The organism is Bordetella trematum (genome assembly GCF_900078335.1).
GTDB classification, from domain to species: Bacteria; Pseudomonadota; Gammaproteobacteria; order Burkholderiales; family Burkholderiaceae_B; genus Bordetella; species Bordetella trematum.
Map to the genome: position 1 here is coordinate 154148 of NZ_FKBR01000035.1, position 21774 is coordinate 175921.

At 68.2% G+C, this 21774-nt stretch carries 11 protein-coding genes and 1 pseudogene; 5 read left to right on the forward strand and 7 right to left on the reverse strand.

The window, feature by feature from the left end; all coding sequences use genetic code 11:
• From A7V84_RS21710 to A7V84_RS15455, 3 genes and pseudogenes are all read left to right on the forward strand, one after another.
• Window positions 1-159 (forward strand): annotated as a pseudogene (locus A7V84_RS21710) (sugar kinase); the annotation flags it as partial.
• Between the two features lie 3 nt (window positions 160-162).
• Window positions 163-708 carry a DedA family protein gene (locus A7V84_RS15450; protein WP_025516999.1) on the forward strand — a complete coding sequence of 182 codons (546 nt, stop codon included), beginning with the start codon at window positions 163-165 and terminating at the stop codon, window positions 706-708.
• Between the two features lie 109 nt (window positions 709-817).
• Window positions 818-2845: a PhoX family protein gene (locus A7V84_RS15455; RefSeq protein ID WP_063491499.1), complete on the forward strand. Its 2028-nt coding sequence runs from the start codon at window positions 818-820 to the stop codon at window positions 2843-2845.
• 67 nt (window positions 2846-2912) lie between these two features.
• Here A7V84_RS15455 and A7V84_RS15460 read toward each other — a convergent pair whose 3' ends face one another.
• From A7V84_RS15460 to hda, 4 genes are read right to left on the reverse strand one after another with little or no spacing between them, the layout of a single operon-like run.
• Window positions 2913-3386, reverse strand: coding sequence for a 2-amino-4-hydroxy-6-hydroxymethyldihydropteridine diphosphokinase (locus A7V84_RS15460; RefSeq protein WP_025516996.1), 474 nt, complete (start codon window positions 3384-3386; stop codon window positions 2913-2915).
• Window positions 3383-4762 (reverse strand): polynucleotide adenylyltransferase PcnB, encoded by a 1380-nt coding sequence (gene pcnB, locus A7V84_RS15465; RefSeq protein ID WP_025516995.1) that lies wholly within the window; start codon window positions 4760-4762, stop codon window positions 3383-3385. The genes A7V84_RS15460 and pcnB overlap by 4 nt, the downstream gene beginning before the upstream one ends.
• Window positions 4762-5460 (reverse strand): HAD family hydrolase, encoded by a 699-nt coding sequence (locus A7V84_RS15470; protein WP_063491498.1) that lies wholly within the window; start codon window positions 5458-5460, stop codon window positions 4762-4764. Before A7V84_RS15470 ends, pcnB begins: the two co-directional genes overlap by 1 nt.
• Window positions 5457-6152: a DnaA regulatory inactivator Hda gene (gene hda, locus A7V84_RS15475; protein WP_025516993.1), complete on the reverse strand. Its 696-nt coding sequence runs from the start codon at window positions 6150-6152 to the stop codon at window positions 5457-5459. The genes A7V84_RS15470 and hda overlap by 4 nt, the downstream gene beginning before the upstream one ends.
• 318 nt (window positions 6153-6470) lie before the next feature.
• Between hda and purM the strand changes: the two genes are divergently transcribed.
• Window positions 6471-7520, forward strand: coding sequence for a phosphoribosylformylglycinamidine cyclo-ligase (gene purM, locus A7V84_RS15480; protein ID WP_033535308.1), 1050 nt, complete (start codon window positions 6471-6473; stop codon window positions 7518-7520).
• Between the two features lie 62 nt (window positions 7521-7582).
• On the opposite strand, the gene miaA is transcribed toward purM, so the two are convergent.
• On the reverse strand, window positions 7583-8530 hold the full coding sequence (gene miaA / locus A7V84_RS15485) for a tRNA (adenosine(37)-N6)-dimethylallyltransferase MiaA (protein ID WP_025516984.1): 948 nt from the start codon (window positions 8528-8530) through the stop codon (window positions 7583-7585).
• On the reverse strand, window positions 8527-10380 hold the full coding sequence (mutL, locus tag A7V84_RS15490; RefSeq protein ID WP_033535307.1) for a DNA mismatch repair endonuclease MutL: 1854 nt from the start codon (window positions 10378-10380) through the stop codon (window positions 8527-8529). The genes miaA and mutL overlap by 4 nt, the downstream gene beginning before the upstream one ends.
• A 118-nt stretch (window positions 10381-10498) precedes the next feature.
• Here mutL and A7V84_RS15495 point away from each other — a divergent pair, with 118 nt between their 5' ends.
• Window positions 10499-11164, forward strand: coding sequence for a VTT domain-containing protein (locus A7V84_RS15495; protein ID WP_052125822.1), 666 nt, complete (start codon window positions 10499-10501; stop codon window positions 11162-11164).
• 3 nt (window positions 11165-11167) lie between these two features.
• Here A7V84_RS15495 and A7V84_RS15500 read toward each other — a convergent pair whose 3' ends face one another.
• Window positions 11168-21256, reverse strand: a complete 10089-nt coding sequence (locus tag A7V84_RS15500) for a C80 family cysteine peptidase (RefSeq protein WP_162269649.1) — start codon at window positions 21254-21256, stop codon at window positions 11168-11170.
• Window positions 21257-21774: the final 518 nt, after the last annotated feature.

Below are 21774 nucleotides of genomic sequence, written 5' to 3' on the forward strand. Positions count from 1 at the left end.
TCGTATGCGGCCCGGCCCGATCTGCCCTGGCGCGAGCATTTTCTGTTCGCGCGTGCGGCCTCGGCACACAAACTGCATTTCCTGGGCAATGAAGCCGGCCTGCCCACGCAGGAGGATGTCGCCGCGATCCGCCAGAGGCTGGCCGAGCGCGTCGGCTAGGCCATGGAGACCTTGCACCACCTCTTGCTGGCCTATGGCGCCTGGGCGCTGTTCGCCTGCCTCTACCTGGAGTCCATGGGAGCGCCCGTGCCGGGAGAGTCCGCAGTGGTGCTGGCCTCCTTGCTGGCCAGCCACGGCGAGATGTCGCTGCCGGTGTTGCTGCTGGCGGTATTCTGCGGCGCGGTGCTGGGCGATTGCACCGGCTATGCCATCGGCCGCTTCGGGGGCCAGCGCCTGCTGCGCCGCTACGGCCACCTGGTCAAGCTCACGCCGCAACGCCTGGACACCCTGCAAGCGCAGTTCAGCAAGCGTGGCGTGTATATCGTGATGGGCGCGCGCTTTGTGGTGGTGTTGCGTCAGCTCAATGGTCTGCTGGCCGGCTCGGGCGGCATGCCCTTCGGGCGTTTCCTGGCGGCCAACATGGTGGGGGCGCTGGCCTGGACGCTGGTCTGGGGCGCGGGGCCCTATCTGGCCTCCGAGGTCTTTCACCCCTGGATCCAGCAGTGGTGGCCCAAGCTGCATCATCTGGTGGCGGCGGTGCCGCGCTAGGTCCCGCGCCGCCAAGCCCGGCTGACGCCGGCGCTGTCATGATTGATTCACATTGCTTGCCCAGCATCTGGGTTTTCCCTGGCGCTTTCGCGTCATCCCAGGAGCCGAGATGAGCAAGTCCACCTCCGACCAGACGGTCCGCAATCCCAGCGACACTCCCGCCTTCGGAAGCATTCTTGAACGCAATCTGTCGCGTCGCGCCGTGATGCGCGGCGGTCTGTGCGCGCTGGCCGGGCTGGGCGCAGCCAGCCTTGCCCCCTGGGCCGCGAGGGCGGGGCAGGCGGAAAGCGGCGTGACGCTGGGCTTTGCATCGCTGCCCGCCTCGATGACCGACGCCTGTGTGGTGCCGCCGGGCTACGTGGCGCAGGTCCTGGGCGCCTGGGGCACGCCGCTCAACGATCAGGCGCGCCCCTGGGATCCGGACGGCGGCAACAGCGCCCAGGATGGCCTGAACGCCACCGGCATGCATCACGACGGCATGCACTTCTTTGCGCTGGACGACAGCGCCAGCGAAGGTCTGCTGGCGGTGAACCATGAATACATCGACCAGCAGGCGCTGCATCCCCAAGGCCCCACGCAACCGGATGGCCGCCGCCCGGCCGAGGAGGTGCGCAAGGAGATCAATGCCCACGGCGTGTCGATCCTGCACATCCGCAGGCAGCAGGGGCGCTGGGAGATCGTGCCCAACTCGCGCTATAACCGCCGCTTCACGTCGGCGACGCCCATGATGCTGGCCGGCCCCATGGCCGGCAGCGCCTGGGTGCGCACACCGTTCTCGCCCGACGGCACTCAGGTGCGCGGCACCAACAACAATTGCGGCAATGGCACCACGCCCTGGGGCAGCTATCTGACCGCCGAGGAAAACTGGGCCAACTGCTTCGTCAACCGCGGCGAGCGTGCGGCGCATCAGCGCCGCATGGGAGTCAGCGACAAGGAGAGCCGTTACCACTGGGAGAGCGCCGCGGGAGATCCGAGCGAGCAGCAAGGCGAGTTCGCCCGTTTCGACATCACTGCGCGCGGTTCCGATGCCAGCCAGGACTGGCGCAATGAAATCAACGGCTTCGGTTATCTGGTGGAAATCGATCCCTACGACCCGGACAGCGTTGCCGTCAAGCGCAGCGCCATGGGTCGTTTTGCGCACGAGGGTTGCAGCTTCGGCACGCCCCAGGCCGGCAAGCCCCTGGCCTTTTACATGGGCGACGATGCGCGCTTTGAATACCTGTACCGTTTCGTCTCGGACGAACCCTGGGACCCGGCCGACGCCAGGCGCAGCGACCGGCTGGCGGTGGGCGCCAAGTATCTGGACCGCGGCACGCTGTACGCCGCGCGCTTTGACGAGGACGGCAGCGGCCGCTGGCTGCCCCTGACGCCGCAGGCAGTGGGCAAGGACGGGCGCCGCCTGGGCGAGATCTTCGGCGGCCTGGACGGCATCATCCTGAACAGCCGCGAGGCTGCCGACCAGGTGGGCGCAACTCCCATGGACCGGCCCGAATGGACGGCCACCCATCCCATCAATGGCGACATCTATCTGAGCCTGACCAACAACAGCAAGCGCGATGCGGCGCGCGGCGCCAACCCCGCCAATCCGCGCCTGGACAACGTCAACGGCCATATCGTGCGCTGGCACGACGACAGCGGCAGCGACGCCTTCGCCTGGGATCTTTTCCTGTTCGGCTCGCCGGCCGGTGCACCGGCCGACGTCAACCGCTCTGGCCTGACCGAACTGAACCAGTTCGCCAGCCCCGACGGCCTGGCCTTCGACCCGCGCGGCATCCTGTGGATCCAGACCGACAACGGGATCGATGGCGGACGCAAGAATGAGGTGGCGCGCCGCATCAATGATCAGATGCTGGCCGTGGTGCCGCAGGCCCTGTCCGATCGGCAGGGCAGCGGACCGGCGATCGGGCCGGCCGAGCAGGCCGCCTTGCGGCGCTTTTTCGTGGGCCCCAACGAGGCGGAAATCACCGGCTTCGCCTTCTCGCCCGACTACACCACGATTTTCCTCAACGTGCAGCATCCCTCGAACTGGCCGGCTTACGACAGCGACGATGCGACCGTCGCGGCGCAGGGCAAGGTGCGGCCGCGCTCGGCCACGGTGGTCATCCAGCGCGTCGATGGGGGCAAGATCGGGGTGTGAGGGTCAGGCTGCTGCGCGCGCCCGCTGCGCGCGCCCGCTGCGCGCGCCCGCGTCGCGGGCGGGCCGATCAGAGCCTTTCGATGGCCTGGTCGGCGGCGGCCCGCAGCAGCGCGGCGACAGATCCCGAAGACAGTTGCAGACCGGGGGCCAGGTCATGCAGGGGGGCCAGCACGAAGGCGCGTTGCTGCATGCGCGGATGGGGCAGGGTCAGGCGCGGGGTGTCCATGACCGTGTCGCCATGCAGCAGCAGGTCCAGGTCGAGTGTGCGCGGGGCGTTGCGGTAGGGGCGCTCGCGGCCGTGGCGCGTCTCCAGCCCTTGCAGGGCATCGAGCAGCGCCAAGGGCGTCAGGGTCGTGTCCAGCGCCGCCACCGCATTGGTGAAGTCGGGTCCGTCGGCTTCGAAGGGCGCGGTGCGGTAGAAGGGAGAAACCTCGCAGGCCTGCACCCCGGGCAGGGCGGCCAGTTCGGCGGCCACGGCTCGCAGCGTGGCCGGGCCGTCGCCCAGGTTGGCGCCCAGGCCAACGTAGGCGCGCACCGTCATTCGGGCCTCTGGCTGCTGCGCGAGCGGCGGCGGCGACGCCGGCGCGTGGAGGCGGCCGCGCCGCTGCCGGCAGCGGTATCGTCGCGGTGCTCCTCGCGCGGCAGGTGGGCGAGTTCTTCGATCATCTCGGCGCGGGTTTCGTCATTGCCGTTGGCCAGATCCATCCACCACTGCGCCAGCACGCTGTCGAACTCGCCGGCGGCCGCGCGCAGTTGCAGGAAGTCGCAGGCGGCGCGAAAGCGCGGCTGCTCGATCATGCGATAGATGGTCTTGCCGGCGCGTCGCTCGAAGCGCGGCTGCATGAACCAGATCTCGCGCATGTCGGAAGAGAAACGGCGCTGGATGGCGAGTTTCTCGGTCTGCTCATCGAGCACCGAGTCGGCAGCCTGCAGCAGCGCCGGCATGCTGTGTTCGCCCTGGGCGCGCAGTTCCTTCCAGCGCGACTCGACCTGTTGCCACAACAGGGCCGCGAACAGGAAGCTGGGGCTGATGGTCTTGCCGGCGCGCACGCGGGCATCGGTGCGCTCCAGGGCCAGTTCGACGAAGTGCTCGCCGCCGGGTTGCTCCAGGACCACGTCCAGCAGCGGCAGCAGGCCGTGGTGCAGGCCGTCGGCGCGCAGCTGGCGCAGGCAGTCCATGGCATGGCCGCAGGTCAGCAGCTTGAGCATTTCGTCGAACAGCCGCGAGGCGGGCACGTTTTCGATCAGGCCGGCCATGGTGCTGATGGGTTGGCGCGTGGCCGGATCCAGCGTGCCGTTGAGTTTGGCCGCAAAGCGCACGGCGCGCAGCATGCGCACGGGGTCTTCGCGGTAGCGCTTGACCGGATCGCCGATCATGCGGATCTGGCGCTTTTTCAGATCCTGTACGCCGTTGTGGTAGTCGATGACTTCCTCGGTGTGGGGATCGTAATAGAGCGCGTTCATGGTGAAGTCGCGCCGTGCGGCGTCTTCTTCCTGCGAGCCGAATACGTTGTCGCGCAGGATGCGGCCGTGTTCGTCGGTTTCCTGGTCGGCCGAGGCCGGCGCACGGAAGGTGGAGGTCTCGATGATCTCCTGGCCGAACACCACGTGAACCAGCTGAAAGCGCCGGCCGATGATGCGGGCGCGGCGGAACAGCGGGCGGATCTGCTCCGGCGTTGCGTTGGTGGCGACGTCGAAGTCCTTGGGCTCCAGGCCCAGGATCAGGTCGCGCACCGCGCCGCCCACGACATAGGCTTCATAGCCATGCTGGCGCAGCACTTCGCAGACCTTGATCGCATGGCGCGACACATTGCGGCGATCGATGCCGTGGCGCTCGCTCGGGATGCGCTGCGGGCCGCGCGAGAGGGCGGGCCCGAACAGGCGTCCGACGAATTTGCGGATGGTGTCGGTAATCATCAGGACTTGGCGTCTTCCATGTGGTCGAACAGGTCCAGCACGCGCCAGCCACGCTCCTGCGCGGTGGCGCGCAGGCTGGGACTGGGGTTGGCGGCCACCGGATGGCTGACGACGTCGAGCAGGGGAATGTCGTTGGACGAGTCGCTGTAGAAATACGACTCGGAAAAATCGCCGAGCGTCAGCTGCCGGCTGGCCAGCCAGGCGTTCACGCGCAGCACCTTGCCTTCGCGGAAACTCGGCGTGCCTTCGATACGGCCAGTGTAGCGCCCGTTGCGGTATTCGGGGTCGGTGGCGATCAGATGCGGGATGCCGAAGGCACGCGCGATCGGCGCGGTCACGAAGGTGTTGGTGGCCGTGACGATGGCGCACAGATCGCCGGCGCGCAGGTGTTCGTCCACCAGGTCGCGGGCGCAGGCGTGCATGGCCGGGCGGATCACTTCGGCCATGAAGGCTTCATGCCAGGCGGCCAGGTCGAAGGGCGAGTGCGCGGCCAGCAGGCCCAGCATGAACTCGGCGGCCTGCTCGGCGGTGAGCTCCCCCCGGTTGTAGCGCTCCATCAGTTCGTCGTTCAGGCGCCTGGCCTGCTCGGGGTCTCCAGCGCGCCCGGTGCGTGCCAGGAAGTCGGCCCATTGATAGTCGCTGTCCAGCGGCAGCAGCGTGTGATCCAGGTCGAACAGGGCGAGACGGCGGGTGGTCATGAGGATTGGGATTCGGCAAGCATGGCGCGTAACAGCGCAGTGGTAATGGGGCGGCCCGTGGCCAGGGAATAGCGGTCCAGCGCGTCCAGCAGCGAAGCCAGCTTGCGGATGTCGCGCTCGTGGTGCGTGAGCATCCAGGTGATGACTTCGGGCGCCAGTTGCAAGCCGCGGTCGGCGGCCTGCGCAGACAGGGCCGACAGCTTGTCGGCGTCGGAGAGGGACTCCAGGCGGAATACCAGATCCCAGCCCAGCCGGGTGCGCAGGTCTTCGCGCAAGGGCAGCGACATCGGGGCGCGGTCGCCGGCCACGGCCAGGGCGAAGGCGCGATCCGTCGCGGCGGACTCGCGCCAGCGATTGTACAGGGCGAACAAGGCGGCCTGGCGGGCCTTGTCCATCAGGTGCACGTCATCGACCGCCACCAGGGCCGGCATGGCGGCGGTGGAGTCGGTCTGGGCCAGCTGGCGCAGCATCTGCGGGCCGCTGGCCGCGTCGATGTAGACGGCGCCGCTGCGCGCAGCCAGGCCGCGCAGCAGATGGCTGCGGCCGCAGCCGGCCTGGCCCCACAGATAGATGGCGCGGCCTGCCGCGAGCGCGCGCGCGGCCGCCAGAGCCTCGCTGTTGGAGCCGGCAATGAAATTGTTCAGCGAAGGCGCTGGCGCAGGAAGTACATCAAGCAGCAGCTGGCGGTTCATGGAAATGGCGATAAAACGGGCTTGGGGCCGTTCGCGGTATCGGGTCGGATCCTGTGTCGGGGGCGGTCGGGCCCGCGGTCACGGGCGTTTCGGCCCTGCTTACAGCCAAGCCCGAACTTTAAACCACGATCGCCTGTTCCGTCCCGCAGCGTGCCGGGGAAATGCGGTTTCAGGCCCGAAGCGGCGGATTCGCCGGGGCGGCAAGCGCCCGGGCTGCGGGGTTTACAGGCCGAATTGCCGCGTTGCCGGGCGCTTCGTCTAAAATCCCCGGCTAATCCCCCAAAACCCGCAATTGTTACATATCCCACGGTTTTCCTCATGACGAATGAACACTCCGCCCCTCTGACCTACCGCGACGCCGGGGTCGACATCGACGCCGGCGATGCGCTGGTCGATCGGATCAAGCCGCTGGCAGCGCGCACCATGCGCCCGGGGGTGCTGGCCGGCATCGGCGGGTTCGGCGCCCTTTTCGAGCTGCCCAAGAAATATCGCGAGCCGGTGCTGGTGTCCGGCACCGACGGCGTGGGCACCAAGCTGCGCCTGGCGTTCGACTGGAACCGCCACGACACGGTCGGCATCGACCTGGTCGCCATGAGCGTCAACGACATTCTGGTGCAGGGCGCCGAGCCGCTGTACTTCCTCGACTACTTCGCCTGCGGCAAACTGTCGGTGGACACCGCTGCCGCCGTGGTGGGCGGGATCGCCCGCGGCTGCGAGCTGTCCGGTTGCGCCCTGATCGGCGGTGAAACCGCCGAAATGCCGGGCATGTACCCGGAAGGGGAATACGACCTGGCCGGCTTCGCGGTCGGCGCGGTCGAAAAATCCGCCATCATCGACGGCAAGTCGATCCGCCCGGGCGACGTGATCCTGGGCCTGGCCTCCAGCGGTGCGCACTCCAACGGTTACTCGCTGGTGCGCAAGATCCTCGAGCGCGCCGGCGCCCGCCCGGACCAGGACTTCCACGGCCAGCCGCTGGTCGACGTCGTCATGGCCCCGACCCGTATCTACGTCAAGCAGGTGCTGGCCGCGCTGGAGCAGCACGGCACGGCCATCAAGGGCCTGGCCCACATCACCGGCGGCGGTCTGCTGGAGAACGTGCCGCGCATCCTGCAGGCCGGCCTGTCGGCCCGTCTGCATCGTGACGGCTGGCAGATGCCCAAGCTGTTCCAGTGGCTGCAGCAGCAGGGCGCCGTGGCCGACAACGAGATGTACCGCGTGTTCAACTGCGGCATCGGCATGGTGCTGGTGGTTGCGCCCGAGCAGGCCGACGCCGTGTCCGCCACCCTGCGCGCCCAGGGCGAAGACGTCAGCGTCATCGGCGAAGTCGTGGCCCAGCAGGAAGGCATGGCCCGCACCTTCGTGGTCTGACGCATTCGTTGTCTGGCAACGCCCGCCTCCCGGCATTGGCCGGGAGGCGGGCGTTTTGCTTTTCAGGCCGGCGGCAGCAGTTTCGCAGCCGCATCCACGATGCGCGCGGCGCTGTCGGCGCCCAGGCAATCGACGACCACGCGCTCGGGTTGGGCGCGCAACCAGGTGAGCTGGCGCTTGGCAAGCTGGCGGGTGGCGGCGATGCCTTGTTCGCGGGCCAGGGCGAGCGTGATCTCGCCGTCCAGGCAGGCCCACATCTGGCGATAGCCCACGCAACGCACCGACGGCAGGCCGGGATGCAGATCGGGGCGGGCATGCAGCCGACGCACTTCCTGCTCGAAACCCTGCTCCAGCATGGCGTCAAAGCGCTGCGCGATGCGGGCGTGCAGGCCGGCCCGTTCGGAGGGCTCCAGGCTCAGCGTGACGAAGCGCGGCGCATCCGGGGCCGGCGTGCGCGGCCCCTTGAGCAGGGCCGACATGGGCTGGCCTGACAGCAGGCAGATTTCCAGCGCACGCTGAATCCGCTGGCTGTCATTGGGCGACAGGCGCGCGGCGGTCACCGGATCGTGCTGCGCGAGCTCGGCGTGCATCGCCGGCCAGCCCAGCTCGGCTGCGCGGGCTTCCAGTTCGGCGCGCAGCGCCGGGTCGGCCGAAGGCAGCTCATCCAGGCCGTCGCGCAGCGCCTTGTAGTACAGCATGGTGCCGCCGGCCAGCAGCGGGATGCGTCCGCGCGCCTGGATCTCGCCGATCAGGCGCAGCGCATCGTCACGGAACTCGGCGGCTGAATAAGCCTGGGTCGGATCGCGGATATCGAGCAGGTGCTGAGGCGTGCGCGCCTGCTCGGCCGGCGACGGCTTGGCCGTGCCGATGTCCATGCCGCGGTAGATGGTGGCCGAGTCCACATTGATGATTTCCAGCGGCCAGCGTTGCGCCAGCGCCAGCGTGGCGGCGCTCTTGCCGGCGGCGGTCGGGCCGGCCAGGCAGATCAGGGGCAGGGGAGAGGGGGTCATTGGCCGCGCAGAAACAGTTTGTCCAGGTCGGCCAGGCCCCACTGCACCCAGGTGGGCCGGCCATGATTGCATTGATCGGCGCGTTCGGTGGCTTCCATCTGGCGCAACAGGCCATTCATTTCCTCGATCGTCAGGCGGCGGTTGGCACGCACCGAACCGTGGCAGGCCATGGTCGAGAGCAGCTCGTTGCGCTGTTCGGTCAGCAGACGCGACTCGCCCACGCTGGCCAGGTCGCGCAAGACCGCGCGCGCCAGGGACTCGATGTCGCCGCGCGCCAGCAGCGCGGGCACGCTGCGCACCGCGATCGAATTGGGGCCGCCGGGTCGCATCTCGAAACCCAGCTCGCTCAGTTGCTCGACATGTTCCTCGACCACGGCCACGTCTTTCTCCTGGGCGTGAAAGACCACCGGCACGAGCAGGTCCTGGCGCGGCAGGCTGCGATTGTCCAGGGCGCGCTTGAGTTGTTCGTAGACCACGCGCTCATGGGCGGCGTGCATGTCGACCAGCACCAGGCCGCGCGTGTTCTGGGCCAGGATGTAGATGCCGTGCAACTGCCCCAGCGCCATGCCCAGCGGATGCTCCTCGGGGCTTTCGGCGGGCGGCGCCGGCGGTTCCTCCCGGGGCGTGCCGGTGGGCGGCGTGGCCGGTCGGGGTTCGGCCAGCGGCCGGTAGAGCGTCTGCCAGTCGCGCGCCGTCACGGCGGCCGGCTCGTGCAGGCGGAAGGCCGATTGGGTATGGGTGCGCATGGGGGCGGGCGCGGCCGGGCGCGCGAGGTCCAGACTGGCCGGCAGGACGGGGGCGGCCGGTGCCTCGGGCATCGGCGCGGGGTCGGCGCCCTCGTCGGCGCTGACCGCCTGGGCGCCGCCGGTCTGCGCCAGCGCCTGGCCGACCACCTGGGAGACGAAGCGGTGCACCGCGCCGCTATCGCGAAAGCGCACCTCGTGCTTGGCCGGATGCACGTTGACATCGACCGCGCCCGGATCGATCTCCAGGTACAGCACATAGGCGGGCTGACGGTCGCCATGCAACACATCGGCATAGGCGCTGCGCAGGGCATGGCTGACCGTGCGGTCGCGCACATAGCGGCCATTGACGTACAGGTATTGCCGGTCGGCGCGGGCGCGCGCGGCCGTGGGCCGGGTCACCATGCCGCTCAGGCCGATGGCGCCGTATTGGGTATCCACCGGCAGGGCGTGCCCGGCGAAGTCCGGACCCAGCACGTCGCGGATGCGCTGGCCGGGGTCGGCCGGCAGCCACTGGCGCTGCGCCTTGTCATTGTGAAAGAGGCGAAAGGCAATCTGCGGGTTGGCCAGCGCGATGCGCTCCAGGGCATCCAGGCAGTGGCCGAACTCGGTGGCTTCGGAACGCAGGAACTTGCGCCGCGCCGGCACGCTGTCGAACAGCTGGCGCACGTCCACCGTGGTGCCTTGCGGGCCGGAGGCCGGGCTGACTTCGCCGCTGGAAGCATCGATCTGCCAGGCATGCTCGCCGTTGCGCACGCGCGAGATGATGCTCAGGCGCGCCACCGAGGCAATGGAGGCAAGCGCTTCGCCACGAAACCCCATCGACGCCACCGACTCCAGTTCCGAGAGTGAGCGGATCTTGCTGGTGGCGTGGCGCGCGACGGCCAGCGGCAATTCCTCGGGCGGAATGCCCAGGCCGTCGTCGCTGACCGCAATGCGGCGGATGCCGCCGCCTTCCAGCCGGATCTCGATGGCGTTGGCACCCGCATCGATGGCGTTCTCGAGGATTTCCTTGAGCACGGATGCCGGGCGTTCGATGACTTCGCCGGCGGCGATCTGGCTGATCAGCAGGTCGGGCAGGGGCGCGATGGAACGGCGATCTGACATGGGGCGACTCGAAAAAAAGCAGGGCAGGCTGATTTTAGCCCTTGCCCCGGGTGCGCTATATTGAAAGCCCTTTCATCAGCGGGACGCCGGGCGCGCACAAGCAATGGATTTCCTCAACATGATCCTGCACATCGATCAGACTTTCGGTGTGTGGATCGAGCAGTACGGCGTGTGGGTGTACCTGGTGTTGTTCCTGATCGTGTTTGCCGAGACCGGGCTGGTGGTGATGCCCTTTCTGCCGGGCGATTCGCTGCTTTTCATTGCCGGCGCCTTCGGCGCTTCTGGCGCCATCGATCCGGTGCTGCTGGCCGGCCTGCTGGTGGTGGCCGCCGTCAGCGGCAACACCGTCAACTACCTGATCGGGCGGGCGCTGGGGCCGCGCGTGTTCACCATGAACGTGCGCTTCCTGGACCGTGGCGCACTGCTCAAGACCAGCCTGTTCTACGAGAAGCACGGCGGCAAGACCATCGTCATGTCGCGCTTCATCCCGGTGGTGCGCACCTTCGCGCCCTTCGTGGCGGGCGTGGCCCGGATGGCGCAGGGACGATTCCAGTTCTTCAATATCTCCGGCGCGCTGCTGTGGGTGGTGAGCCTGATCGCGGCCGGCTACTTCTTCGGCAACATTCCCATCGTCAAGGATCACCTCAACACCATCGTGCTGCTGGGTCTGGCCGCTGCCATCGTGCCGCTGGTGCTGGCCGGCGGCCTGCGCATGGTGCGCCGCCGCCGGCGCGGCATGAGCCGCAGCAGCGACACTGCCTCGCCCGCCAATCGCGAAGACTGAGCGCTAAGGCGCTGCGCGGTCGCCGGCATCGGCTTCGTTCCCGGCCAGGCCTTGAGCTGCGCGGGACCCGGCATCGGCCTGCGGCGCCGCCTCCTTGACGACCACCTGCGGCAATTCGGCTTGCAGCAGACTGCCGAAGTCCCGTCCGGGGCAGGCGCCGCTGGCGCAGAATATCAGCGCCACGGTGTGAGCACTGCCGCTGCCCAGCAAGGGCCGAAGCGTTTGCGCCAGTTGCGCCGGATGCTGTCCGCCCAGTGTGGGCGCGCCGTCTCGTTGGCCGCCACGGCCGACCACCTGGATCTGGAGCGGCCCGGAAGCGGGCCCGATGACCGGTCCCAGTATCCGCAGACGGTCGTCGGGTAAACGGCGCATCAGCGTGGTATGGCTGGGAGATTGGGAAACCAGTCCTGCCGCAGCCTGCCGCGCAGCGGCGCTGTCTTCGCTCAGCAGCACGACGCGCCGCTGCTGTGACGTGCCTGCCGCGGCAGGCGCAGCGCTGACGTCGGCGGTGTGCGCCTGCCGGGGACGGACGGTCGTCGGCCGGGCCGGGAGCGTGTGCTTGCCGGCAGGAGCGGCCTGCGGGCGGGCGGTGTCTGGGCGGGAGGCAGTGGCGCCGGCTTGCGCTGTCGTGCCGGCATCGGGGCGCACATGGATCACGGCGGTGGCGGTTCGGGCATTCCAATCCAGCTGTGTGGCGTGCATCTGCAGGTTTTGCAGAATGCGTTGCGTATGCTTGCCGTTGGGGGTTTCGGTCAGAAAGCCTTGCAGGTCCGGCGTTTCACCCGCCTTTTCGAAGAACGCCAGGGTATGGGCGTTGATGATGTTGTCGCGCACGATGGTGGTGGGCAGCTTGCCGTAGTAGCCATGCGCCTTGCTGACCGTGGCGTACTGGGCCAGCACGACGTCATTGGCGAAGTAGGGGCGTTGCGGGTTCAGGCGTGCATTGCTCTGCATGAGCCAGGTGTCCGGCGAATAGGCATTGATGAACACGTTCAGGGGCCGCGCCGTGTCGCGATCGGCCAGCTCGTAGGTGTTCTGCGAGCCTTCGCCGCTTTTTTTCCAGTGGAAGCCGGGCGAGTCGAGCAATTGTTCGACGGCTTGTCTGCGCTCGGGCTGGGCCAGGTAGCCGGCCAGGATGTCGCCGTCCGGGCTGGCCTGAGGCATCGTCTCAAGGTCAAGCGTGACGCGGTAGTTGCTTCTTTCGAAGTCCAGGCCTGTGGGTTCGACGCCGATGGCCTGCATGATCCTGCCGGCGCGCGTGCCGCTTGGCGCCGTCGCGAGGAAGTCCGCCAGCGACAGGCTGGGCCCCAGCTGGTTGAGCTGGCGGAACTCCTGGGACTCCAGGCCCAGGGTCAGCTTTTGTGGGCGCTGGTTGTAGAAATCCCCGTCGCGGGCCGCCTTGATGTAGCTGGCGATGGCCACGTCCGTGGTGTTGAAGCGCGGTTCGGGGCGCTTGCGCCTGTCCGGTCGGCGGATGATCCACTGCTCGGGCGTGATGCTGTTGGTGTAGAGGTGGGCGGGGTAGGGGTCGCTGGTCTGGTAGACCTGCATGCCTTTGACGGCGAAGGCCGGGTCCTGGCTTCTGTCGGTGTTGTCCATGTCGCTGCCCAGGACGAAATCAAAACGGGCCTTGTTTACCGGGTCGGACAGATAATGCGCCAGGACGTCCCTGGCGGGCGCAGGCGTTTCTGCCTTGCTGGACTTCGTTCCGGTCGCGCCGGCTTTGGGCATTGGAAGCATGCCCGGCCTGCGGGGGGCGTCCCCTGGGCGGCTGCGGTCCCGCTTGGGGCCCAGGCCTCCTTCGGCGACGAGATGCTTGCGGCCATCGGGGCCGACGTCGACGCGCTGTGCGTACCCTTTGACGCTGGCTTGCGGCAGCTCGGCCTGCAGCAGGCTGCCAAAATCCTGCCCGGGGCAGGCGCCGCTGGCGCAGGACACCAGCGAGATCTTGTGTCCCGTGCCGCCTCCCATCACGGGGCGCAGCGTGCGCGCCAGTTGATCCGGACGCAGACCGCCCAGCGTTGGCGCGCCGTCCTGTCCGCCGCCATGGCCGACCACCTGGATCTTGACCGGCCCGGATGCGGCAGTCGCGCCCGGGCCCAGTGTCCGCAGGCGGCCGTCGGGCAGGCGGCGCATCAAGGTGGTCTGGCGGGGGTGCTTGGCCGCCAGCCTTTTTGCAGCCTGCCGCGCGGCGGGATCGTCTTCGCTCAGCATCACGATGCGCGCGCCGTAGCGCGATGCTTGTGTGCCGGCAGCGGCCGTGCCTGCTGTGGCGGTGTGCGAGGCGGCGGGCCGCGCTGCGGCAGAGGCGTTCGGCCTCACGTGGACGACGGAGTTGGAGGTTGCAGGGTCCCATTCCAGTCGCGTGGCATGCATCTGCAGGTTTTCGAGAAAGCGCTGCGTGTGCTTGCCGTTGGGCGTTTCGTTCAAATAGCCTTGCAGGTCGGGCGCACTGCCGCCCGCCTCGAGAAAGGCCAGGGTTTGGGCATTGCTGATGTTCTCGCTCACGATCCGGCTTGGCAGCTTCCCGTAGTAGCCGTATTGCTTGCTGACCCGAGCGTATTGGGCCAGCACGACATCATTGGCGAAATAGGGGCGCTGCCGGTTCGGGCGCGCAATGCTCTGCATGATCCAGGTGTCGGGAGAATAGGCATTCACGAACAGGTTTCTGGGCAGAGGCAGGTCGCGGTCAGACAACTCATAGGTGTCGGGCGATGTGTCATCGGGTTTGCGCCAATAGAACGCCGATGGGTCCAGCAAGTGTTCGATGGCCTGCTTGCGCTCGGGCTGGGCCAGGTAGTCCGCCAGAATGTCGCCGCCCTCCGAGGCGCCTGGCTTGGGTTTGAGCGCCAGCGTGAGACGGCGGGTGCTTTTCTCGAACTCCAGGCCGGTCGTCTCCACGCCGATGGCCTGCATGATGCGCTTGGCACGGGTGCCGGTCGGCGCGCTGGCCAGAAACTGCGTGGCGGGAGCATCCGGGCCGAGCCTTTCCAGACGGGGCACCTCGTGGGAGGCCACGGTCAGAGTCAGTTGCCGAGGCTGCTGGTTGTAGAAACCGCCCGCCTGCGCCGCCTTGATATACGTGGCGATGACCGTGTCGGTGGTGGTGAAGCGTGGTTCAGGGGTGGCTCGCAGAGCCGGTTGCCGGACATGCCATGCTTGCGGCCCGATGCTGTTGGTATAGATGTGCTTGGGATACGGGTCGCCTGTCTGATAGACCTGCATCCCTTTGACGGCGAAGGCGGGATCATGCGTGCGATCGATATTTTCCATGTCGTCGCCCAGCACGAAATCAAAGCGCGCCTTGTTGACCGGATCGGACAGATAGTGCGCCAGCACATCGGGCGCCTGAGCGGGGGCTTTCTTCGTCTTGGCGCCGGGCGTGGCGGCGGCTGCGGCCTGCGCTGTTTTCGTCGGGCTGCGACGGGTTCCCGAGGCGGCCGGCGGGGCGGGCGCGGGAGCGCCTGCCGCCGGGCGGCCGCGATCCCGCTTGGGGCCCAGCCCGCCATCGACGACGCTGTATTTACGGCCCTCGGCAGTGACGTCCAGGCGTGTGGCATAGCCCTTGATTGCAGGGGCGTCCGGGCCCAGCGTCTGTTGCAGCTGGCTGCTCAAGTCCTGGCCGGGGCAGCTTCCCGAGCCGCAGGAGACCAAGGCAATCTTGCGGATGTCCGCCGAGGGCAATTGCCTGAGCGTGGCGGCCAGTTCGCTTGCGTTGTGTCCGCCCAGGGTCGCCTGGCCGGACGGCGTATTGTCGCCATGGCCCACCACTTGCACCTTGATCGGGCCGGGCCGGGGCTGTGGCGCGGCCAGCATGGTTTGCAGCGTGCCGTCGGATCCGCGCTGCATCAGGGTGGTGGTATCGGCATGCTTGGCCGTCAGGCGCTCGGCAGCCTGACGCGCCTGCGGGTCGGCATCGGCCAGAACGACAATGCGTTGGCCGTAAGCGGCGGCGGCTGCCGCTTCGGTTTTCTTCGCCTTCGTGCGCGGCGCGGAGGGCGCCGGCGGCACGCTTGCCCAACCGGTGGCCGCGGGCGGCGAGGCAGCCGCTTGCTGGTGTTTCTGCTGGCGCGCTTTGCGGCCCAGCGGGTCGGCGCTCGATAGGGTGAAGCTGATGTTGTTCCGGGCCCATTGGCGATCGGTTTCGACCCGCAAAGCCTGTCCGGCTGCCTGATTGAGCGTGCCGCTGACGCCGCCTCGGGTTTGCAGCCGGCCCTGGCCGCGCGTCTGCCCGACATCGATGGTGGCCCGCCGCGTGGCGGCGTAGCGTTCGCCAGCGATGCGTCCGCCCGACACCGAGCCGCTTGGCATGCTGGTGGTGGCCGAGATCCCGATCGAAGCGCCGAAATAACCCCCGTCATGATCACGCCAGTCTTGCAGGTCGCTGACGGTAGTGCGGCCCTGGATGGCGACCGTCGAGCCCGTGCCGCTGGCCGTGATGAGGCCGCCGCGCAGACGGGCGTCGCCGCGCACCGCCAGTTGCAGACGGGCGGCCTGCAAGCCCGACGCCTGACTGGCGATGGCGGCGTTGTCGTGTTCGAGGCGCACGGTGGCGCCCAGCGAAGCGGTGGGCGTACCGAGGGTGCGGGTGTTGGCCGCGACACCCAGGGAAGCGTTCCAGTCGCCACCCTCTGTCTTGCTGCGCTGCGTGTCCCGGCGTGTAATGAGATTGAGGTTGCCGCCGACCTGGGCGAAGAGCTGGCCGGCCGCGTCGGCCTGCGCGCCAAGCAGGTTCAGGTCCTGGCCTGCCACAAGTTGCACCTGACCTGCCTGGAGCCGGCTGTGCAATTGGGTGAGGCGTTCGCTTTGGTCCAGGGTGGAGCTCCCCGCCACGCTGACGTTTACGCCTGTGCCGCAGGAGGCCTGGAAGGCATTGCAACTTGCCGTGCCATTGACGTAGGCGGAGACGTTGTGCTGTTCGCCGGAGCGGTACTCCCGTTCCTGTGCGCTGCGCAGCGTGAGGTTGCCCCGGGCCTGCAGCGCTACGGTGGCGCCGCCGGCAAAGGTGGTGCCCGCCAGATCGATGTCGCCCTGAGTGCTGCGCAGGCGTACGCTGCCGCCGATCAGGTGCGTATTGTCTGCGTAGCGGCGATATTGCGAGCGTTGATAGCTCCCCTCCATGCCCATGCCGCTGGCCACTTCGCCGGTATCGTTGAGCAGCAGATTGTTGACATTGCCGGCGACTTGCAGGGCGGTCAGGGCGGGGTCCACCTCGCGGCCTTCGGCCGCCTGCTGGGCCAGCGTGGCGAGGTTGCTCGCGGTATCGAGCAGCGAAGAGCGCGCGGTGAACTTGTTGCCCGCAAAGAAACTCCAGCCAGAACTCTCTTCCTCGGTGGTGTTTTCGTATCGGGTGGTGAGGATGTGGGCGGCCTGCACCTGCAGGAGGCCGGCGTGGCGGGCCTGGGATTGGGCGCGGTCGGCGTTCAGGTCGGCGCCGCCCAGGTCAAAGACGCCGTGCGCCAGCAGCTGCCCCTCGCCCAGGTTCAACTGGCTGTTGCTGTGTATCAGACTGCGGTGTCGTTGAGTGCTTGAGGCGAGCTGCAGGCCGGTCTTGAGCTCTGCGCCGGCCATGCTGCCCTGGCCGTGCTGTGTGCTCACGCCAGCCGCACTGCTGCTGTTGAAACTGACCTCCTGGCCGCCCGCGCCGGCACGCCCGCTGGCGCTCCAGGCCAGGGTGTGTTGCGCGCGATCCTGCGTGCGATGGGTGGCCGAGGCCACGGTTGTGAGGTTGCCGCCGATACGCACGTCGCTGCGCTCGGCCTGCAGAAGGCCTCCCCGCATGCCCATGTCGCCCTGGACGCGCACGCGCAGGGAATTGGCGTGTACGGTGCTGCCTGCCCCCTGGTCCAAGGTATGGCGGGTGGTCGCGGCCGAGTACGAGAAGGTGCCGATATGACCCTCCTGCACGAGAGCGCCGGATTGTTCGCGCACCTCGTCGAGCAGCAGCCGTTGCGCCTCCAGCGTGACGTGGCGCGCCTGCAGGGTGGCGCCGCGCGTCAACAGCGTCCGGCCGGCCTGCAGTGTCAGGCCCGACTGGGCGTACAGGCCGCTGTACGCGTCCTTGCGTCGTGCGCCATCGGGGCCGGCTTGCATGCCGGTGACGATTTCCATGTCCCGGTCGGCCCGCAGGACGAGGTTGCGGCCGGCGATGCGCGCGCCGCGGATGAGCAGATCGTTGGCTTGTGCATCGAGCCGGCCATCTGTCAGGATGCCGCCGTGGACACTGTCGTCTTGCGTCAGGCTCAGCCCGCCGCCGGCCCGCAAACGGACGTCCCGACCCAGCAGCAGCGCATTGTGCTGCTCGATGTCCCGGGCGGCGCCGTCGCCGGTATCGATGTCCAGCAGACCCGCGCTGGCGATGGCTGCGCCGCCGGCTGCGCGGATGTCTTGCGCAGCGGAGCGCGAGGCAGCGCCGAGATACAGGCGTGGCATGAGCAGGGTCTGGCCTTGGTGCTCGACCTTTACGTACCACACGATGTCGCGGTCGAGCTGGTCGAGTTGGTGGCGAGTCAGGGGCTGGCCCACCACCAGGCCCAGACGCGCATGTACCTGGGCGGCGTTGTCCAGGTATTGCTTGGCGCGTGTCGAACCGTGCTGCGCCTGGCGCGCGGACTGCGCGCCCAGCTGGCGCTCGGCCTGACGGTTGATGAGCGTGGTGTCAAAGACGTCGTCGCCGCCGACATACTGGCGTGCATGGGGTTTGTAGCCGATCTGCTCGAAGAAATAGGCAGAACCATAAAAGCGCTGCGGATCGATGAATTTCAGGCGCGTTTCGTAGTAGGGCTCAGGTGCCTGGCCGGTCATCGTGCCGTGCGCAAAGAGATGCGGGTTGGCGAGCGTGTCGTGCAATGCATCGAGCAGGGCGTCCGTGCGCAGGCTCTCGGGGCGGCGCAGGGGCTTGCCCGTAAAGTCATCGCGCTCGGCGGGGGTGTTGTCGGCGGTGTCGTCCGGAAGGCGATTCCGGGCAGGATCGGCGGGCGGCAGCGGCGCGGGCGTTTGCGGGTGCGAGGGTGGCGCGGCAAGTTGGCCTGGCCAGTTCGCGCGGATCTGTTCGATGGTTGCGGACAGGGGGGCGTCGGGAAGCCGGGGCGCGGGCGTGCCTTGGACGTGATCGCCATTGCGCAAGCGGCCGTGCACGGTCACGCCGCCGAAGGCGCCCAGTACCGTGCGCTGTTGGGGGTAATAGGCCAGGGAAGCGCCGCGCTCGCCGCGCTTGAATGCCTGCCATCGCGCAGAGCGCTCTTCGCGCGAGATGCCGCGCCAGTCATCGCCCAGGGCCTGGGCAAGCACACCGGCCAGTTCGGGCGCGGTGCTCAGGTCAAACAAGGCGAGTGCATCGCTCAACCAGGTGTGGTTGTAGTTGTAGGCTACAAAAAGCGTGGTCCAGTTGTCGGTGCCGGCCAGCGAATAATCCAGCAGATCATAGAGTGACGCGTAGCGGCGGTCCTCCCAACTGGCCGAAGCCAGTGAGTCCCAGACCTGGCTGGTCAAGGGGCCGACTGCACGCAGGTAGTCACGCGTGGACATCCTGCGCGAGAGGCTCTGGTTGTCGACGTCGGCATCGATGCGCAACTGGCCGCCGGCCTCTATGCGGCCCTGGTTCAGGACCTGGTTGTGCTGCTGGCGGCGGCGGTGCTGGTTGATATCCAGATTGCCGCCGGCGAGGATCACCCCCGGGTCGGCGCGCAGGGTCGAGAGCAGACGCCCGGCGGTAAAGCCGGCGATCTCCAGGTGTACCCAGCGCAGGTCCCGATAGTGGGAGTAGCGGCGCTTGTCCAGGATGGCGCCCTGGCCCGGGTCGACCCACACCTGGCCCGAGAGCGTGGCGCGGTTCAACAGGCGCGGAGTGTCGATGCGCAGGTCGCCGTCGGCCTCGATGCGGCCCTGGCGATTGAGCAGTTGCCCGTTGGCCTCGATCGCCAGCGCGCCGCTGGAGGCGATCAGGCTGTGGATGCCGTTGTCCAATGTCTCTTGCACCTGCAGGCCGATGCCCTCGGCGCTCCAGAGCAGCGCGCGATCGTGGTTGCGCAGATTTCGCGCGGCTGAGGCCTGCAGCGTGCCGCCGGCCAGAATGGCATCGTGATTGTCCAGGTCGCCCTGCGTGGCGAGCAGAATCAGTTTGCCGGGCGTGGACAGTCCTTGTCGCAAGACCAGGCTGGGCGCGGAAATCGACAGCCGTTCCCTGCCCTCGGGCGCCTGGCCGGCGAGCTCCAGGGGCTGGGCGGAGTTCAGGGTCAGGTCGGCCGCCGCAATCCCGCCGCTGTTGCGATAGGACGTCAGGCGCAGCTGCGCCCGCTGCTTTGCGTGGATGTTGCCGCTGTTTTTCAGCGCCCCATCCAGAAAGGCGAAATCGCGGCCCGCGTCAAGCTGGCCGCTGTTGAGCAGCTGCGCGCTGTAGATGAAGAAATCCTGGCCCGCCGCCAGCGATCCGGTGTTATCCAGCGATTGCGCCACGTTCAGGAGCATATCGCCCTGGCTGCGCATATCGCCGGCATTCCGTGCGTCCATGCCCTGCAGCCGCAGCGTGTGCGCCTGGAGGCGGCCCTGGTTTTGCAACTGCTGCAATTGCAGGTCGAGTTGTCCGCCCGTTTCGATGCGGCCCTCGTTGATCAGCGTCTGCGCCACCTGAACCCGCATCGCGCCGCGACTCTGCAGCTGCACCGCGTTGGCCAGGACACGGCTGCGCGCATTCAGCGTGCCGCCCGAGATGGTGCCGCGATTGGTGAGCGCGCCGGCTGCGAGCGCCATGCCGGCGCGGGCATCCAGGCTGCCGTCGTTGACGAGGGCCGTTCCGAGGTGGGCTTGCAGTGTGCCTTCGGTCTGCAGGCTGCCGGCGTTCTCCAGCCCCCCGGCTTGCAGGTCCAGGTGTTGCGCCGCGTGGATCGTGCCGGTGTTGCGCAGTCCGTCGCCCAGCCTGAGAAAGAGGCTGCCTTGCGCGGCATCGATACGGGCGTCGTTGTTCAAACGGCTGGCCAGGATCCTGACAGGGCCTTGCACCGCGATGGCATCGCCCCGCATCAGAATGTGCTCGCCGGCCTGCAGCGCGATGGCAGTTCCGCTCAAGAGCGCCGGGCCGGGGCGGATCGGCGCCTCCAGTTGCAGACTGCGGCCGGCCTGTACGTTGATGCCGCCTGCTGCATGGGCTGAGGCGAGGGTGATATCGCCGTCGGCCTGTATCAGCACATCGCTGGCCGAGAGCAAGGCGCCGGGCAGTCGCACGCCCGCGCCGCTGCCGCTGGCCACCAGCGTGATGTGACTGCCGTGCATGGCGCCCACAGCCGAGCCGCTGATTTGTGCGGCAGGGGCTTGGCCGGGTAAGGCGGTGAGGCGATTTTCAAGCGGTTCCCAGGCATAAGAGCCGGCGTAGACGCCCAGACGCGCTCCGGATTGCCCGGCTGTCGAGCCGGGGCCGACCGGGCCGTGCAGCCGTACTTGCCGGGCGATGAGATCAAAGGTGCGCAGCCCGTCGGTATTGACGCCGGCCGGGCCGACTTCGATGGCGCCGGGGCCGGTGCGCAGGTACAGGTCAGGCCGACCTGGCTGGCTGGCCCCGGCCACCAGGCTCAGATTGCTGATATTGATGGTGGACACGCCATTGGCGTAAATGCCGTTGGGATTTGCAATGATGAGCGCGGCCTTGGGGCCGAAAACTTCCAGTGCGCCAGCCAGCCGGGACACCGCGCCGCCGGCCAGGACCTCGGCCAGGATGGTGCTGGCCTGCGTGTCGGGTCCGAGCCGGGGGTTTCTGGTGATATAGCCGGCCAGCTGCGAGCGGCCGTCGTCCAGGCTGTTGTTGAAGACCGCTCCTGGGGCAGCCACCTGCAGATCGGGATAGCGGTTGTGCGACAGGCCTTGCGCATCGGCGGGCGCGATGTCGTAGACCGGCACGCCGTTGGCGGCGGTCTGCCGGGCCTGCGCTTGCGCCAGCAATGCCAAGGAGGAGAGCGCCAGGGTCAGGGTCAGCCGGTTGCGACGGCGGGCGCGGCGTGCTGCTCCTGCTGGAGCCCGGCCACGGGCTGCGTGAATTTCGGCCACCGGCACCATCTGTCCGGTATGGATATGCAGGCGCAAGCGGTAGCAATTGCGATTCATGGTTCGAGCGATGTGGACGGGACCGCCGGCCATCGAGCACTGCGAGGAGAGTGGGCCGGTTGAAGGCGATCACATTACGTTCGGGGATGTGGTTTGGCTGTAGTCTGTCTCCGTGTTGGAAATATCCTGTGCCGCAAACGCTGGCGGCGTGGTCGCCGGCGGACGACAGGCCTCAGGAACGAGCACTCTGCCAGAGACGGGAAGGGGCCGCGCGCGGCCACGCAAGCCGCCGGGGCCGCCTGCGCAAAGGGCGCGAGACATCGCTTGTTTGCAAGCGCGCAAGGCGGGCTGGAGCGGCCCGGTTTTTGCGCGGACGATTGACAGGCGACGCGGCTGCGAAATGGCTGTGCCGGCCTTGGCGTCGGCCCGCAAACGGGTGTTTGCGCGGTCGCCGAAATAGCCGGGGCGCAGCTGTCGTCAGGGGAGCGGGATTGTCCGGTTGCCCTGTTTCAGGACGATCTCCGGCAGGGGGGGCGTTCACACCGCGGGCCTGCGCATCTTGCGGCGGGTCTCGTCGG

Coding starts and splice junctions, on each gene's coding strand:
- A7V84_RS15470 (WP_063491498.1), bottom strand. CDS start 5,460: ATGACCACCCGCCGTCTCGCCCTGTTCGACCTGGATCACACGCTGCTG.
- A7V84_RS15500 (WP_162269649.1), bottom strand. CDS start 21,256: ATGAATCGCAATTGCTACCGCTTGCGCCTGCATATCCATACCGGACAG.
- A7V84_RS15460 (WP_025516996.1), bottom strand. CDS start 3,386: ATGACGGTGCGCGCCTACGTTGGCCTGGGCGCCAACCTGGGCGACGGC.
- pcnB (WP_025516995.1), bottom strand. CDS start 4,762: ATGATTACCGACACCATCCGCAAATTCGTCGGACGCCTGTTCGGGCCC.
- hda (WP_025516993.1), bottom strand. CDS start 6,152: ATGAACCGCCAGCTGCTGCTTGATGTACTTCCTGCGCCAGCGCCTTCG.
- miaA (WP_025516984.1), bottom strand. CDS start 8,530: ATGACCCCCTCTCCCCTGCCCCTGATCTGCCTGGCCGGCCCGACCGCC.
- A7V84_RS15450 (WP_025516999.1), top strand. CDS start 163: ATGGAGACCTTGCACCACCTCTTGCTGGCCTATGGCGCCTGGGCGCTG.
- purM (WP_033535308.1), top strand. CDS start 6,471: ATGACGAATGAACACTCCGCCCCTCTGACCTACCGCGACGCCGGGGTC.
- A7V84_RS15495 (WP_052125822.1), top strand. CDS start 10,499: ATGATCCTGCACATCGATCAGACTTTCGGTGTGTGGATCGAGCAGTAC.
- mutL (WP_033535307.1), bottom strand. CDS start 10,380: ATGTCAGATCGCCGTTCCATCGCGCCCCTGCCCGACCTGCTGATCAGC.
- A7V84_RS15455 (WP_063491499.1), top strand. CDS start 818: ATGAGCAAGTCCACCTCCGACCAGACGGTCCGCAATCCCAGCGACACT.